Source organism: Photobacterium carnosum (genome assembly GCF_021236965.1).
GTDB classification, from domain to species: domain Bacteria; phylum Pseudomonadota; class Gammaproteobacteria; order Enterobacterales; family Vibrionaceae; genus Photobacterium; species Photobacterium carnosum.
Map to the genome: position 1 here is coordinate 43,055 of NZ_WMDN01000024.1, position 14,286 is coordinate 57,340.

At 41.9% G+C, this 14,286-nt stretch carries 13 protein-coding genes; 7 read left to right on the plus strand and 6 right to left on the minus strand.

The genetic code is table 11. The features are described 5' to 3' along the window. Positions 1–146: 146 nt before the first annotated feature. Positions 147–2,216 carry a glycine--tRNA ligase subunit beta gene (gene glyS / locus GLP24_RS16930; RefSeq protein ID WP_232616294.1) on the minus strand — a complete coding sequence of 690 codons (2,070 nt, stop codon included), beginning with the start codon at positions 2,214–2,216 and terminating at the stop codon, positions 147–149. A 9-nt stretch (positions 2,217–2,225) separates the two neighbouring features. Further along, complete coding sequence (gene glyQ / locus GLP24_RS16935; protein WP_101769716.1) at positions 2,226–3,137, minus strand: glycine--tRNA ligase subunit alpha; 912 nt, start codon at positions 3,135–3,137, stop codon at positions 2,226–2,228. Between the two features lie 293 nt (positions 3,138–3,430). On the opposite strand from glyQ, the gene GLP24_RS16940 reads away from it, so the two are divergent. Beyond that, positions 3,431–4,120, plus strand: a complete 690-nt coding sequence (locus GLP24_RS16940; protein WP_101769717.1) for an OmpA family protein — start codon at positions 3,431–3,433, stop codon at positions 4,118–4,120. A gap of 245 nt (positions 4,121–4,365) precedes the next feature. Next, on the plus strand, positions 4,366–4,611 hold the full coding sequence (locus tag GLP24_RS16945) for a hypothetical protein (protein ID WP_101769718.1): 246 nt from the start codon (positions 4,366–4,368) through the stop codon (positions 4,609–4,611). Between the two features lie 45 nt (positions 4,612–4,656). Here GLP24_RS16945 and tusA read toward each other — a convergent pair whose 3' ends face one another. Then, positions 4,657–4,908: a sulfurtransferase TusA gene (gene tusA, locus GLP24_RS16950; protein ID WP_101769719.1), complete on the minus strand. Its 252-nt coding sequence runs from the start codon at positions 4,906–4,908 to the stop codon at positions 4,657–4,659. Between the two features lie 139 nt (positions 4,909–5,047). Between tusA and GLP24_RS16955 the strand changes: the two genes are divergently transcribed. Both GLP24_RS16955 and GLP24_RS16960 read left to right on the plus strand, forming a co-directional pair. Then, on the plus strand, positions 5,048–5,230 hold the full coding sequence (locus GLP24_RS16955; RefSeq protein WP_101769720.1) for a hypothetical protein: 183 nt from the start codon (positions 5,048–5,050) through the stop codon (positions 5,228–5,230). 125 nt (positions 5,231–5,355) lie between these two features. Next, complete coding sequence (locus GLP24_RS16960; RefSeq protein WP_101769721.1) at positions 5,356–6,297, plus strand: LysR family transcriptional regulator; 942 nt, start codon at positions 5,356–5,358, stop codon at positions 6,295–6,297. A gap of 94 nt (positions 6,298–6,391) precedes the next feature. Here the strand turns inward: GLP24_RS16960 and acuI are convergent, their stop codons facing one another. The 3 genes from acuI to fadB form a co-directional block, all read right to left on the minus strand. Further along, positions 6,392–7,372 carry an acrylyl-CoA reductase (NADPH) gene (gene acuI / locus GLP24_RS16965; RefSeq protein ID WP_232579521.1) on the minus strand — a complete coding sequence of 327 codons (981 nt, stop codon included), beginning with the start codon at positions 7,370–7,372 and terminating at the stop codon, positions 6,392–6,394. A gap of 163 nt (positions 7,373–7,535) precedes the next feature. After that, the gene (fadA, locus tag GLP24_RS16970) at positions 7,536–8,702 is read right to left on the minus strand and encodes an acetyl-CoA C-acyltransferase FadA (protein WP_232616295.1); all 1,167 of its coding nucleotides are present in this window, start codon (positions 8,700–8,702) and stop codon (positions 7,536–7,538) included. A 2-nt stretch (positions 8,703–8,704) separates the two neighbouring features. Then, positions 8,705–10,879, minus strand: coding sequence for a fatty acid oxidation complex subunit alpha FadB (gene fadB / locus GLP24_RS16975; protein WP_232616296.1), 2,175 nt, complete (start codon positions 10,877–10,879; stop codon positions 8,705–8,707). A gap of 264 nt (positions 10,880–11,143) precedes the next feature. Here fadB and GLP24_RS16980 point away from each other — a divergent pair, with 264 nt between their 5' ends. From GLP24_RS16980 to hemG, 3 genes are read left to right on the plus strand one after another with little or no spacing between them, the layout of a single operon-like run. Next, on the plus strand, positions 11,144–11,770 hold the full coding sequence (locus GLP24_RS16980) for a YigZ family protein (protein ID WP_232616297.1): 627 nt from the start codon (positions 11,144–11,146) through the stop codon (positions 11,768–11,770). A gap of 48 nt (positions 11,771–11,818) precedes the next feature. After that, complete coding sequence (locus GLP24_RS16985) at positions 11,819–13,276, plus strand: TrkH family potassium uptake protein (protein ID WP_221944867.1); 1,458 nt, start codon at positions 11,819–11,821, stop codon at positions 13,274–13,276. A 10-nt stretch (positions 13,277–13,286) separates the two neighbouring features. Then, the gene (hemG, locus tag GLP24_RS16990; protein WP_101769727.1) at positions 13,287–13,811 is read left to right on the plus strand and encodes a menaquinone-dependent protoporphyrinogen IX dehydrogenase; all 525 of its coding nucleotides are present in this window, start codon (positions 13,287–13,289) and stop codon (positions 13,809–13,811) included. The last annotated feature ends 475 nt before the right edge of the window (positions 13,812–14,286 follow it).

The window sequence follows — 14,286 nt, forward strand, 5'->3', positions numbered from 1 at the left end:
AGAAGCGAAACCCTTAGTTACCCTAAATGGTAGTGGTCGGCTGTGTCGAATGTTTCACGTGGAACAATGTTAAGTTACCAAGATTTAAGTTATAAAAAAACCACGCCGCAGCGTGGTTAGTCATTCTTATTTATTAGCGAGAATCGTTACTTTTGCAGTAATGAAATATCGGCTACTTGTAAGAACTGGTTACGTAGTAGGTTAAGCAAGGTTAGACGGTTAACTTTAAGTTGTTCGTCATCAGCCATTACCATTACGTTATCAAAGAACGCATCTACAGGTTCACGTAGTGATGCTAGCTCTGTTAATGCTTGTTGGTAATCACCGGCAGCGAATACTGGCGCTAGGGTTGCGACTACTGTCTCAACTTTCGCTGCTAGTTCTTTCTCTGCGGCTTCTACTAATAAGCTGTTATTAACAGTTGTTGGTAGTTCACCATCAAATTTAGCTAGAATATTACCCACACGCTTATTCGCAGCGGCTAGTGATTCTGCTGCATCTAACTCACGGAAATGACTTACGGCTTTAACACGCTTGTCAAAATCAGATGGTTGAGTAGGGTGCATTGCTAGTACAGCTTGAATAATATCAATGCTGAAGCCTGCGTCTTGATACCATGCACGGAAACGACCTAGCATGAATTCAATTACATCTGAATCAACCTTAGCGTTAGTTAGCTTATCACCAAATAGTGAATGCGCTTTAGCAACTAAATCGACAAGGTCAAGATCGTAACCATTTTCAACAATGATACGTAGTACACCTAGAGAGGCACGACGTAATGCAAACGGATCGCTACCTTTTGGTGCTTGGCCAATACCAAAAATACCAACGATAGTATCAAGTTTGTCAGCCATTGCGACAGCTGATGATACGCCAGTACTTGGTAATTGGTCGCCAGAAAAACGAGGCATGTACTGTTCGTTTAGTGCTAGTGCAACATCTTCTGCTTCGCCATCATGACGCGCATAGTGCATACCCATAACACCCTGGGTTTCAGTAAACTCAAATACCATTGAGGTCATTAAGTCACATTTCGCCAGTAGGCCAGCACGTTTAGCGTTAGTGACATCTGCGCCGATCTTCTCTGCAATGTAGCCCGCAAGCTCAGTGATACGATCGGTTTTATCTTTAATAGTACCCAATTGTTGTTGGAAGATAGCTGTCTCAAGTTGAGGCAGGCGATCAACTAACTTACTCTTAAGGTCAGTATTAAAGAAGAACTCAGCATCAGCCAAACGTGGACGAACCACTTTCTCGTTACCTGAGATAACTTGGCTTGGATCATTTGAGATGATGTTAGATACGAAGATGAACTTAGGGATTAGTTTGCCTTCAGCATCGTAAACAGGGAAGTACTTTTGGTCACCTTTCATGGTGTAAACCAAGGCTTCAGAAGGCACCTTAAGGAACTCTTCTTCAAATGAAGCTGTCAGCACGACTGGCCATTCAACAAGAGAGGTAACTTCTTCAACTAGCTCATCATCAAGATCTGCAATACCGCCAACGGCATCAGCTGCTTTCTTAGCATCGGCTAGAATGATTGCTTTACGTGCATCGTAGTCTGCCATTACCTTGCCGCGTTCTTCTAAGATCGCAGGGTATTGGTCAGCATTATCGATAGTAAATTCAGCTTCACCCATAAAGCGGTGACCACGAATAGTACGCGCAGAAGCAATACCTAAAATAGTGCCTTCGATAAGCTCTTCACCCAATAGCATCGTTAGTGTTTTTACTGGACGAATAAATTGAGTGTCTTTATTACCCCAACGCATTGGGCGTGGAATAGGAAGTTTAGCCAGTGCAGCTGCGGCAAGTTCAGGCAGTAATGTTTGGGCTGGTTGGCCTTTTACTTCTTGCTTGAACAGTAGCCATTCGCCTTTATCGGTAACCATGCGTTCAGCTTGATCAACCGTAATACCGTTACCGCGTGCCCAACCTTGAGCGGCTTTAGTCGCATTACCTTCTGCATCAAATGCTGCCGTAATCGCTGGGCCGCGCTTTTCTACAATTCTGTCAGGTTGATTTTCAGCAAGCGCTGTTACTTTAAGTGCTAGGCGACGCGGTGCTGCATACCACTTAATACCTTGGTGAGGTAAGTTAGCGGCTTTTAGTTCCGCTTCAAAGTTGGCTGCAAACGCTTCAGCTAGAGTGCGAAGTGCCTTGGGTGGCAACTCTTCAGTACCTAGCTCAATTAAGAAATTCTTATCTGTCATGGCTATCCCTTACTTATCTTTTTTACACATTGGGAAGCCAAGTGCTTCACGTGATGCATAGTAAGCTTCAGCGACTTGTTTAGTTACATTGCGAATACGTAGAATGTAACGTTGACGCTCAGTCACTGAGATTGCTTTACGAGCATCAAGTAGGTTGAAGGCATGTGCTGCTTTCAAAATACGCTCATAAGCAGGTAGTGGCAGTGGCTGCTCAAGTGCTAATAGCTTCAGTGATTCTTTCTCGCACTGGTCAAAGAAAGTAAATAGGAAATCAACATCAGCGTATTCAAAGTTGTAAGTTGATTGCTCAACTTCGTTTTGATGGAAGATATCACCGTAGGTTACTTTACCTAATGGGCCATCTGTCCAAACTAAGTCATAGACTGAATCAACGTTTTGAATGTACATCGCTAGACGTTCGATACCGTAAGTGATTTCACCTGTTACAGGTTTACACTCAATGCCGCCAACTTGTTGGAAGTAAGTAAACTGTGTTACTTCCATGCCGTTAAGCCAAACTTCCCAGCCAAGACCCCAAGCACCCAAGGTTGGGTTTTCCCAGTTGTCTTCTACAAAACGGATATCATGTACTTTTGTATCTACACCTAGTACTTCTAATGAGCCTAAGTACAGTTCCTGAATGTTATCTGGAGACGGCTTAAGCATTACCTGGAACTGATAGTAGTGCTGAAGACGGTTAGGGTTTTCACCGTAACGACCGTCGGTTGGACGGCGAGAAGGTTGTACATACGCTGCTGCCATTGGTTCTGGACCTAGAGCTCGTAGACATGTCATTGGGTGCGAGGTACCTGCGCCCACTTCCATGTCAAGAGGTTGCACAATAGTACAGCCTTGTTGGCCCCAGTAATCCTGCAGCGCGAGGATCATGCCCTGAAAGGTTTTAATATCGTATTTCTGCATTGTCAGCTTCGCGAGATTAGTGGATGAAATAATGAATTATCAAGTATACATTGCCAACCCAGAGGCGAGTAGGGGCTGTGGGTGTTTTTTATCCATCTATGGCTTGTTTTGAGATAATTCCTATTATTGGCTCTTATTAGCGTAGGAATTTCATGAATATTTGACATTATTTTGATGGCGTAAATGTATCTGTTGATTACAATAGCGCTAACAAATAACTCATTGGTATTATATTCAATGAGGTTTTATTCGATATGAAATATGCATATCAATAACATGGGTCTTTAAATTAAATGTCAAAAAATCAAGTGATGGCATCAAAAACTTGGGTACGTGCAGCAGTAATTTCTGTTGTTGCAGCAGTTACTCTTGCCGGTTGTTCAACTGTAAATCCTTATACGGGTGAAAGCCAGACTGCAAAAGGTACTGGTGGTTCAATCATTGGTGCATTAGCAGGTGCCGCAATTGGTATCGCATCTTCAAGTAAACACGATCGTGGTAAAGGCGCGCTTATTGGTGCAGCATCTGGTGCGGCATTAGGTGGCGGTATTGGTTATTACATGGATGTACAAGAAGCGAAACTGCGTCAGCAATTAGCCTCTTCAGGTATCAGTGTTACTCGTAATGGCAATAACATCATTTTAAATATGCCAAATGAAATTACGTTTGGTGTTGACCAATCTGCATTAAATAGCCGTGCGATGGAAGCATTACATAATGTAGCGTTAGTCGCGAAAGAATACCCTAAAACGCAGTTGAACGTTTTAGGCTTTACTGATAGTTCTGGTGCTGCTGCTTATAATCAACGTCTATCACAAGTACGTGCTGGCGAAGTAGGTAACTACCTTATTCGTCAAGGTGTAAACGCGAACCGTGTTGTTTCTCAAGGTCGTGGTGAAAATAGTCCTGTTGCAACAAACAGTACTACACAAGGTCGTGCTCAAAACCGTCGTGTAGAGATCATTCTATCTCCACTAGGTTAATCTTCTCGAATTGAGAATAATGACGTGGTGTCACGATATTAAAAACCATGGGCTTTGGCGCATGGTTTTTTTTGTTTCATGTGAAACTCGACGGTCATTGATCGGGGGATTAAAGCGTTATACAACATTCATTAATTTAAGTTTATAACTGTGATTTCAGCAAAAGATAATCACTATTTACCATGTTAGAGTCGAGATTAATTAATCGTTAACTCTAATTCTGTTGGGTGATGTAGGGGGGTTCTATGGCGCGCTTTTCAGCGATCTCACCGCAAAGTCAATGTTGGTTGTTTCATATTGCATTTGTATTGAATGTAGCGGGAATGATGTTAACTGACATGTGGTTACCGATGGTGGTTGGAACGATTATTACAACCTACTTGTCTGTTGATGCATGGGTTCGGTTACGTTATGTATTACCACTTAAAAAAGAGTTACGTCAGGTACAACATGAATTGGATAATTTACGCCAGCAACAGCGTGATCAGTAACAACTAAAAAGGCAGCGTTTATTAACGTTGCCTTTTTTATTGGTATTAGTTGCTAGCGCCTTTTTTGATTAGAAAGCGATAAGGGAGCGTTTCTATTTCTGCGGCGATTAAAGTGTGATCCATGAAGCGACAAAAGCTTGGTATATCGCGGGTCGTTGATGGGTCATCAGCTATAACTAATAAGGTTTCATCAGTTGCCATTCTTCTGACTGTCTTGCGCACCATCATTACGGGTTCTGGACAACGCAAGCCTTGAGCATCGAGGCTATGGGTCGGATTTTCAAAAATTGCGGTCATAATTTTCACGTATTATTGTAGACATTGTGATCATACTGATGGATAAGAATTAATCAATAAGGCTTGGCAAATCAAGATAAATTGCGTAACGTTGTTAACAAGACATTAACGTTTCTTGCTAAAGGATTAGGAGAATATTATGTTAACCTCAATTGATCGAGTAATGATTTATGCCGTGTTGTGTATTATTTCATTTAGTACCATTATGTTAACCAGTCATCATACAACAGGCTTATTTGCTATTGGCGGTTTACTGGCGACTATCCTTGGTTTATGGCTTGAACTCTCCAATAAAAACGAATTGGAACAACAAAAAAAATAGCAGTAGTGTTGATGATTAATACGATATGTTGAATATTCCCGTCTTAAAAAGGTGGGATTTTTTTTATCTATCCCGCCATACTGTTGCCATATCTGATTAATTTGTAGCGTTAGAGAAGTAAAACAATGGAGCTCGAAGATGTTTACCGTCGTGACTTAAATTTACTGGTTGCGTTAAAGGTGTTGTTGGATGAAGGTAGTGTAAGTCGCGCCGCTATCAGACTTAACTTGAGCCAATCGGCAATGAGTCGAGTTCTTGGCCGACTACGTGATTTAGTCGGTGATCCTTTGTTTACCCGTCAAGGGCAGTCATTACTACCGACGCAACGGGCATTAGAATTAAATGAACAGTTAAATGAACCGCTAGAGTCATTGCGACTATTACTGACGCCAAATGATTTTGATCCCGCTACCTGTGAGCAAACATTTAAGATTGCCACCACTGATTATGCAATGCAGACTATTTTGCCTTTTGCATTACCACGTATTTATCAAGAAGCGCCCCATATAGCATTAGAATTTAGTCCATTGCGGCATGATAACGTGTTATCCCAATTAACTACGGGTGGCTGTGATATGGCAATTTGTCGGCCAAGTTTTGGTATAGAACCGTTATGTCATCAGTTATTAGGCTTGGTGAGTGTGTTTTGTCTTGTTAGCCCTGATCATCCACTCGCTAATAAGCCGCTCACATTGCAGGATTATCTGACCTATCCTCATGCAATGATTGCAATAAGTGATGGTGTTAAGGCGTTAATTGATGAACAGTTACGTGGTTATTCGCCACCTAAAATGGTGTTACGGGCTTATCATTTAGAAGCGGCTTTAGCTATTATTGAACAAATGCCATTGATTATTACCGTACCCGCTGACTTAGCCTATTTAGTCGCAGAGCGTTATCAATTAATTGTGAAGCCATTACCGTTTGAATTTAAGCCATTTGATTATTCATTATTATGGCATGCGCGTTGTGAACATTCGGCATCACAAATATGGCTGCGAACTATTATTAAACAAGAATGTGGGCGGCTGATAGATTCACGTATTCATGATATCGGGTTGTTGTAGTGGTATGTTTGGGTCAATAAAAAGGCCAGCACATGGCTGACCTTATTCATTAATGACCATCACTCTGCGGTATTAATGCGGCATTATTTAGCTATTACAGTTTAATGACGACACGGCCGGTGATTTGACCATTAGTGATCGCTTCTGCACATTCAGCCACTTGTTCAAGTGTGACTTCACGACAAGCTTGTTCAAAGTAGCTTGTTGGTAAGAGTTCAGTCAGACGTTGCCATGCTTGTTGGCGTTTTTCAAATGGGCACATCACTGAATCAACACCCTGCAAACGTACATTACGCAGAATGAAAGGCATTACTGTCGTTGGTAAATCAAAGCCGCCAGCCAGACCACAAATCGCAACGGCACCGTTGTAACTAATTTGGCTCAATACTTTAGCCAGTACTTTGCTACCAACAGTATCAATAGCGCCAGCCCATAATTGTTTATCAAGTGCGCGAGCGGGTTCTTCAAACACACTACGTTCAATAATAGTCGTTGCGCCAAGTTGCTTGAGTAATGGACCATTGGTTTCAGCGCGACCTGTTACTGCGGCAACTTTATAGCCGAGTTGTGCCAGTAAAGTGACGGCAACTGAACCTACACCACCGCTAGCGCCTGTTACTAAAATCTCGCCATCTTCAGGTTTGACATTAGCATCAACAATCGCTTGTACACACAGCATCGCAGTTAAGCCCGCAGTACCGACCATCATCGCTTGTTTGCCATCAAGATTGGCAGGTAATGGTACTAACCAATCTGCATTTAGGCGGGCTTTTTCAGCCATGCCACCCCAGTGACCTTCACCAACGCCCCAGCCAGTCAATACCACTTTATCACCAACGTGGTAACGATCATCACTTGATTCAGCCACTGTGCCCGCTAAATCGACACCAGGAACCATAGGAAATTGACGTACGATACGACCTTTACCGGTAATTGCTAAGCCATCTTTATAGTTTAATGAAGAGTAATCAACATCAATTAATACATCACCTTCAGGCAATTCAGATGTTGCCACTTGGCGAATAGTTGCTAGTGTTTTTTTATCTTCTTGTTCTAGTACTAGTGCTTTAAACATTGCAATACTCCGGTAAATTCATGGTTAGCAATCAATATAGGATTGAGTGTAGACGGCTTATCTTCATGAATAAAATGAAACTTACTCATTGTATCTATGTGTAAGTTGCATGTTATGTATTTAATGATAGGACCAACAGCGACACGCTATATATTGAGTGTAATTATTCTATTCGTTCAAAGATAGTGGCAATGCCTTGCCCTAAACCAATACACATTGTTGCTAAACCAAAACGGGCTTGTTTTTGCTCCATAATATTAATTAGAGTAGTGGAGATACGCGCACCAGAACACCCTAATGGATGACCAAGGGCAATAGCACCGCCGTTAAGGTTAATTTTTTCATCAAAGTGATCCATTAACCCCAGCGCTTTAATGCAGGGCAATGTTTGTGCTGCAAAGGCTTCATTGAGTTCAATGACATCAATATCATCTAAATGTAACCCTGCGCGTTGTAATGCTTTTTGAGTGGCAGGGACAGGGCCAAATCCCATTAGTGAAGGTTCGCATCCGGCAATCGCCATTGCTTTGATTCGCGCGCGAATGGGTAAGCCTAATGCGCGTGCTTGGCGTTCATCCATGAGTAACATTGCCGCCGCGCCATCTGATAACGCTGATGATGTTCCCGCTGTTACCGTGCCATGGGTGGGATCAAAAATCGGGCGTAATTGGCTTAGTGCCGCCACGGTTGTTTCGGGGCGAATCACTTCATCGGTAGTATATTTAGTTAAAATTCCTTCATTATCATGACCTTCAGTAGCAAAAATCTCACGGGTGAATCGACCTTCAATCGTAGCGGCATGAGCGCGCTGGTGTGAGCGCGCGCCAAATTGATCTTGCAGCTCACGACTAATATCATATTTTCGCGCTAACATTTCTGCGGTTAATCCCATCATTCCCGCGGCTTTAGCGACAGTTTTCGATAGGCCAGGGTGGAAATCAACCCCGTGAGTCATCGGTATATGACCCATATGTTCTACGCCACCAATTAAACAGCTTTGTGCATCACCCACCATAATAGCGCGAGTGGCATCATGCAGCGCTTGCATGGATGAACCACATAAACGGTTAACGGTTGTTGCGCCGACAGTGGTTGGGATCCCTGCTAGTAGTGCTGCATTACGACCAATATTAAATCCTTGCTCTAAGGTTTGTTGCACACATCCCCAATAAATATCTTCTATATTATTCGCATCTAATTGAGGGTTACGGGTTAATAATCCTTTCATTAAATGTGCCGATAAATCTTCAGCACGTACATGGCGGAATGCACCGCCTTTTGAGCGTCCCATCGGGGTACGAATACAGTCAACAATCACCACATTATTCATAATCAACTCCTTAATGATGCCGCAGCAACGGTGGGGTAATAACACTCATCAGTCGTCGCTTTGGCGCGCAGACCGTCAGGTACTTGATATAAAGGGCCGAGTGATTGATGGCTATCGGCTAATGCGACGTAATTGGCTAAACCTAGGTTATCTAAATAACGGAATACCCCGCCTCTAAAAGGAGGAAAACCTAAGCCATAGACCAATGCCATATCCGCTTCAGCTGGCGTCGCAATAATGTTTTCTTCTAAACAGCGTACGACTTCATTAATCATTGGAATCATCATGCGATCGATAATGGTGGTGCTTGAAAATGAGGTCGACGTTGCTGCAATGGACGCAAGTAAACGGGCAGTGTGTGGATCAATTGTTTTTTTAGGTTTACCTTTTTTATCCAGATGATAATTAAAAAATCCCGCTCCTGTCTTCTGCCCAAAGCGTTGTTGCTCATATAACACATCAATAGCATCGGCATCGTGTTTAGCCATTCGTTGTGGGAATCCCTCTGCCATCACTTTTTGAGCATGATGGGCGGTATCAATACCCACGACATCGAGCAGATAAGCCGGTCCCATTGGCCACCCGAAATCTTGCTCCATAACATTATCAATCTGACGATAATCACCACCATCACGTAGTAGTAAACTAAATGCCGCTAGATAAGGAAATAAAACTCGATTAACAAAAAATCCCGGACAATCATTTACCACAATAGGGGTTTTGCGCATTTTAGCCGCATAAGCCACCACTTGATCGATGGTTTCATTTGAGGTGTGCTGGCCGCGAATGATCTCAACCAATGGCATTTTGTGTACCGGATTAAAAAAGTGCATGCCGCAAAAGTTTTGAGGGCGTTGTAATGAAGCCGCGAGTAAATTAATTGGGATTGTTGAGGTGTTTGAAGTGATGACCGTGGTATCGGTAACCTGTTGTTCGACGTCTGCGAGTACTGCGGCTTTTATTGTGGGGTTCTCAATTACCGCTTCTATAACAATATCAACGTGATTGGAATCAGAATAAGTCAGGGTTGGGGTGATGGTGGCTAATGTTGCCGCCATTTGTAAGCCGTCAATCCGCCCTCGAGTGAGCTTTTTATTGAGCAACTTAGCGGCTTGTTGCATGCCAAGAGTTAAGGCCTTGCTGGTGATATCTTTCATGACAACGGGGACATGGTTTGTTACTGATTGATAAGCAATGCCACCACCCATAATTCCTGCGCCCAGTACCATCGCTTGTTGTATCGGTTGGGCTGTTTTAATGGCTTGTTTAGCTTTGCTTTTTAAATATTGATCATTTAGGAAAATACCCACTAAAGCTTGAGCAACATCGGTTTTAGCAAGGGTGACAAAGTGAGTGTTTTCGATAGCCAAAGCTTGTGTGCGTTCGCAGGTTGCAGCGGTTTCGATTGCGGTCACTGCCGCCATTGGTGCAGGGTAATGTTTACCTGCGATATTAGCGACCATCGCTTTAGCCGTGGTAAAACTCATTAATGCTTCAGTAGCTGTTAGCTTTAATGGCATTTTTTTTTGAGATCGGCGTTGCTGCCAATCTAAATCACCCGCAATAGCTTGTTTAATAATACGTAATGCTGCTGTTGGTAAGAGATCTGTGGCAACCACCGCATCAATTAATCCTAGTTTTAAGGCTGAATCGGCTTTGTTATTTTTACCTGAGGTAATTATTTCCATTGCACTATCAGCGCCAATTAACCGTGGCAGGCGAACCGTCCCTCCAAATCCTGGCATGATCCCGAGTTTTGTTTCTGGTAATCCAATATGCGCTTGATGATCTGCAATTCTAAAATCAGTCGCGAGTACGCATTCGCAACCACCACCTAGGGCGTAACCATTAATGGCCGAGATGGTTGGAACGGGTAAATCTTCTAACTTATTAAAAATAGTATTGGCATGATGAAGCCACTTTGACAGTTGATCTGCTGGCAGGGCAAATAATCCTAGAAATTCAGTAATATCGGCACCAACGATAAATGCCGCTTTGGTTGAACGTAGGATTAAGCCTTTAAGGTTGGGTTGTTGGTAGAGTGCATCAAGCGCTCGATTAAAACTTTCAAGGGTAGCAAGATCGAATTTATTGATGGGGGCTGGTGCATCAAAAATGAGTTCAGCGATCCCTTCTTCAAGGTAGTGTACAGAGAGTGTTTCACCGTGGTAAATCATGTTCTATCTCCATATATTCCATGCTATGACGGATCTGGTGTGATTTAACTGGTTTGACCTGTAGTGGTTAATATTTAGTCTGAACTGCAATGACCACAAATTCAATAATTAATTTAAACATTTATTTAACATTGTCGGTTGATACATTATCTTAAAGGTGATTATTTGTAGAATGAGTGTCATTGTAAGCAATAATGAGCATTGCTTGGGTCATGATAGGAATATGTTATCCTGCCGTTGTTTTTTGATGATGGGGTATGTTTTATGTCAACCTTTGAGCCTTACTTGATCCCACTGCAATCAGTAACTTTGGAAGAAGAAATCAAGAAAAGCCATTTTATAACTTATTTGGCCCATACGGCGTCGATTGAAGCGGCTAAGCAGTTTATTAACGAAGTAAAGTTAGCCCATCCAAGTGCCAATCATCATTGTTGGGGCTTTGCTGCGGGTAGACCGACAGATTCAATGTTGTGGGGCTTTAGTGATGACGGCGAACCATCAGGTACAGCAGGGAAGCCGATATTAGCCCAATTAACCGGATCCGGTGTTGGTGAACTAACCGCCGTTGTTGTTCGTTATTTTGGCGGGATCCATTTAGGCACTGGTGGGTTAGTTAAGGCTTATGGTGGTGGCGTACAACAAGCATTAACGTTACTGACCACACAACAAAAGATCATCACCAGTGAGTTGTTTTTATGTTGTGATTATAATCAGATTTCATTAGTTGAATCATTATTAAGCGAATATAGCGGCACGCAATTGAAGGCTGATTATGCCCAACAAGTCAGTATGCATTTAGCACTTGATAGTCGCATTGTGGCTGAGTTTAGTACCAAGTTGGTTAATCGTAGTGGTGGGCGGATCGTCGCGACATCAACGTCAGAGAGTTAACCCTTATTTATTCTATTATGTACTTTCAGATGAGGGCCGATTAAGGCCATGCAGTTTCGTTCAATTATACGTATCGTCGGGCTGTTGCTCGCTTTATTTAGTGTCACGATGCTCATTCCCGCTCTAGTGGCTTTGATTTACCGTGATGGTGCTGGATTTCCTTTTGTTGTCACCTTCTTTTTATTACTAGCGGGTGGATCAGCGTTATGGTTTCCTAATCGCTATCATCGGCGTGAATTAAAAGCCCGTGATGGTTTTTTAATTGTAGTGTTGTTTTGGGCGGTTATTGGCAGCGCAGGTGCGGTGCCTTTTCTGTTGTCTAAAAATCCAGATTTGTCGGTTGCTGACTCCTTTTTTGAATCATTTTCTGCACTGACAACAACGGGGGCAACAGTCATTGTTGGTCTTGACCACTTACCAAAAGCGATTTTATTTTATCGTCAGTTATTACAGTGGTTTGGTGGTATGGGAATTATCGTGTTAGCCGTTGCTATATTACCCGTGCTAGGTATCGGTGGCATGCAGCTTTATCGCGCTGAAACGCCGGGGCCAGTAAAAGACAGCAAAATGACACCGCGTATTGCCGAAACAGCTAAGACGTTGTGGTATATATATTTAGTATTAACAATTGCTTGTGCATTAGCGTTTTGGCTTGCTGGAATGAGTGGTTTTGATGCGATATCACATAGTTTTTCAACGATCGCAATCGGTGGTTTTTCAACCCATGATGCCAGTATTGGTTATTTTAATAGTCCTACCATTAATATGATCACCGTAGTTTTTCTTCTAATCTCAGCCTGTAATTTTTCCCTTCACTTTGCTGCGTTTGGTAATGGCAATATAAACCTCAAAACGTATTGGCGAGATCCTGAATTTAGAGCATTCTTCGTGGTGCAACTTATTCTATTTGTGATTTGTTTTGGATTGCTATTAAAGCATCATTCTTATGACCATTCTTTTGATGCTTTTGATCAAGCGCTATTTCAAACGGTCTCTATTTCTACCACTGCCGGGTTTACCACCACAGGATTTTCTGACTGGCCATTATTTTTACCTGTTTTATTATTATTCTCCTCCTTTATAGGAGGCTGCGCAGGTTCAACGGGTGGCGGTATGAAAGTGATTCGAATGTTGTTACTTTCATTGCAAGGGGTACGAGAATTAAAACGCTTAGTACACCCGCGTGCGGTATACACCATTAAACTTGGGCATAAAGCGTTACCTCAACGAGTTGTTGATGCCGTGTGGGGTTTTTTCTCTGCTTATGCTTTGGTATTTGTGGTGTGTATGCTGGCACTTATTGCGACAGGTATCGATGAATTAACCGCATTTTCGGCTGTGGCGGCAACGCTTAATAATTTAGGCCCAGGTTTAGGCAAAGTTGCGGTTCATTTTGGTCAAATAAATGATTCAGCGAAATGGATCCTCATTATTGCTATGCTATTTGGCCGTTTAGAAGTATTTACATTATTAGTTTTATTTACGCCGACCTTTTGGCGTAATTAAAGGAGCTATCATGGAAAAGGTATTATTACTGCATTCTAGTTGTGAAGGACAAACGATTAAAATCCTTAACCATATAGAGCAGAATTTAGGTGAGCAGTATCAATGTGATTATGTTGATATTCATTTAGAGCCAAAAATTGATTTTAGTGCTTATGACCGAGTACTTGTTGGTGCCTCTGTACGTTATGGCCATTTAAATAAAAAGCTATATCAATTTATAGCGCGAAATCTTACAAGTCTTGAACAAGCAAAGGTCGCTTTCTTTTGTGTCAATTTAACTGCGCGTAAAGAAGGCAAAGATACACCAGCAACCAGTGCTTATATAAAGAAGTTTTTATTGAAGTCGCCATGGCATCCTAAAATGATGGCGGTCTTCGCCGGAGCATTACGTTATCCACGCTATAACTTTTTTGATCGCACTATGATTAAGCTGATTATGAAGTTAACAGATGGCGAAACAGATACGACTAAAGAAGTTGAATATACCGATTGGCAGAAAGTATCAAATTTTAGTCAGCAATTTAAAGCGTTGTAATTGTATTATTGATCGCTTTGTTTGCTTTTTGATCTAATGAACCCTTTTTATTGATAAAAAGCATAAAGTAGTTGCGATGGTAGCAGTTGTCTCTATACTGCTGCTCTATCGAAACGCAAGCAGCTTTATAAAAGAAGATGTTATGTAGTAATCGATTGGATGATACGCCTGATAAAAGAAATGAAAAAGTGGTTGACACTTTATGTTATTTCGCTAGAATGGCCGTCCACTTCAACGAAACGAATAAACAGTCAAATGTTTGATAATTCGAAGAAGATTGTTCTTTAACAATTTGACCATGCAATCTGTGTGGGCACTCACTGAATAGTTAAGTCGAAAGATTTATCAATAAACTGAGTGACCAATACAAAATGACCCAATCTATTTATAGAGAAGATTGTTTTGGCACAGTTATTTAATTATCATTTTTTAAATGATAAAAAGCTTTAAAATTACACTCTTTATTTATAAAGAG

What these genes read in the sequence shown, in the direction of transcription:
- GLP24_RS16940 (WP_101769717.1), top strand. Translation starts at nt 3,431, where the DNA reads ATGTCAAAAAATCAAGTGATGGCATCAAAAACTTGGGTACGTGCAGCA.
- acuI (WP_232579521.1), bottom strand. Translation starts at nt 7,372, where the DNA reads ATGTTTAAAGCACTAGTACTAGAACAAGAAGATAAAAAAACACTAGCA.
- hemG (WP_101769727.1), top strand. Translation starts at nt 13,287, where the DNA reads ATGGAAAAGGTATTATTACTGCATTCTAGTTGTGAAGGACAAACGATT.
- fadA (WP_232616295.1), bottom strand. Translation starts at nt 8,702, where the DNA reads ATGAATAATGTGGTGATTGTTGACTGTATTCGTACCCCGATGGGACGC.
- glyQ (WP_101769716.1), bottom strand. Translation starts at nt 3,137, where the DNA reads ATGCAGAAATACGATATTAAAACCTTTCAGGGCATGATCCTCGCGCTG.
- GLP24_RS16960 (WP_101769721.1), top strand. Translation starts at nt 5,356, where the DNA reads ATGGAGCTCGAAGATGTTTACCGTCGTGACTTAAATTTACTGGTTGCG.
- GLP24_RS16945 (WP_101769718.1), top strand. Translation starts at nt 4,366, where the DNA reads ATGGCGCGCTTTTCAGCGATCTCACCGCAAAGTCAATGTTGGTTGTTT.
- fadB (WP_232616296.1), bottom strand. Translation starts at nt 10,879, where the DNA reads ATGATTTACCACGGTGAAACACTCTCTGTACACTACCTTGAAGAAGGG.
- glyS (WP_232616294.1), bottom strand. Translation starts at nt 2,216, where the DNA reads ATGACAGATAAGAATTTCTTAATTGAGCTAGGTACTGAAGAGTTGCCA.
- GLP24_RS16955 (WP_101769720.1), top strand. Translation starts at nt 5,048, where the DNA reads ATGTTAACCTCAATTGATCGAGTAATGATTTATGCCGTGTTGTGTATT.
- tusA (WP_101769719.1), bottom strand. Translation starts at nt 4,908, where the DNA reads ATGACCGCAATTTTTGAAAATCCGACCCATAGCCTCGATGCTCAAGGC.
- GLP24_RS16980 (WP_232616297.1), top strand. Translation starts at nt 11,144, where the DNA reads ATGTCAACCTTTGAGCCTTACTTGATCCCACTGCAATCAGTAACTTTG.
- GLP24_RS16985 (WP_221944867.1), top strand. Translation starts at nt 11,819, where the DNA reads ATGCAGTTTCGTTCAATTATACGTATCGTCGGGCTGTTGCTCGCTTTA.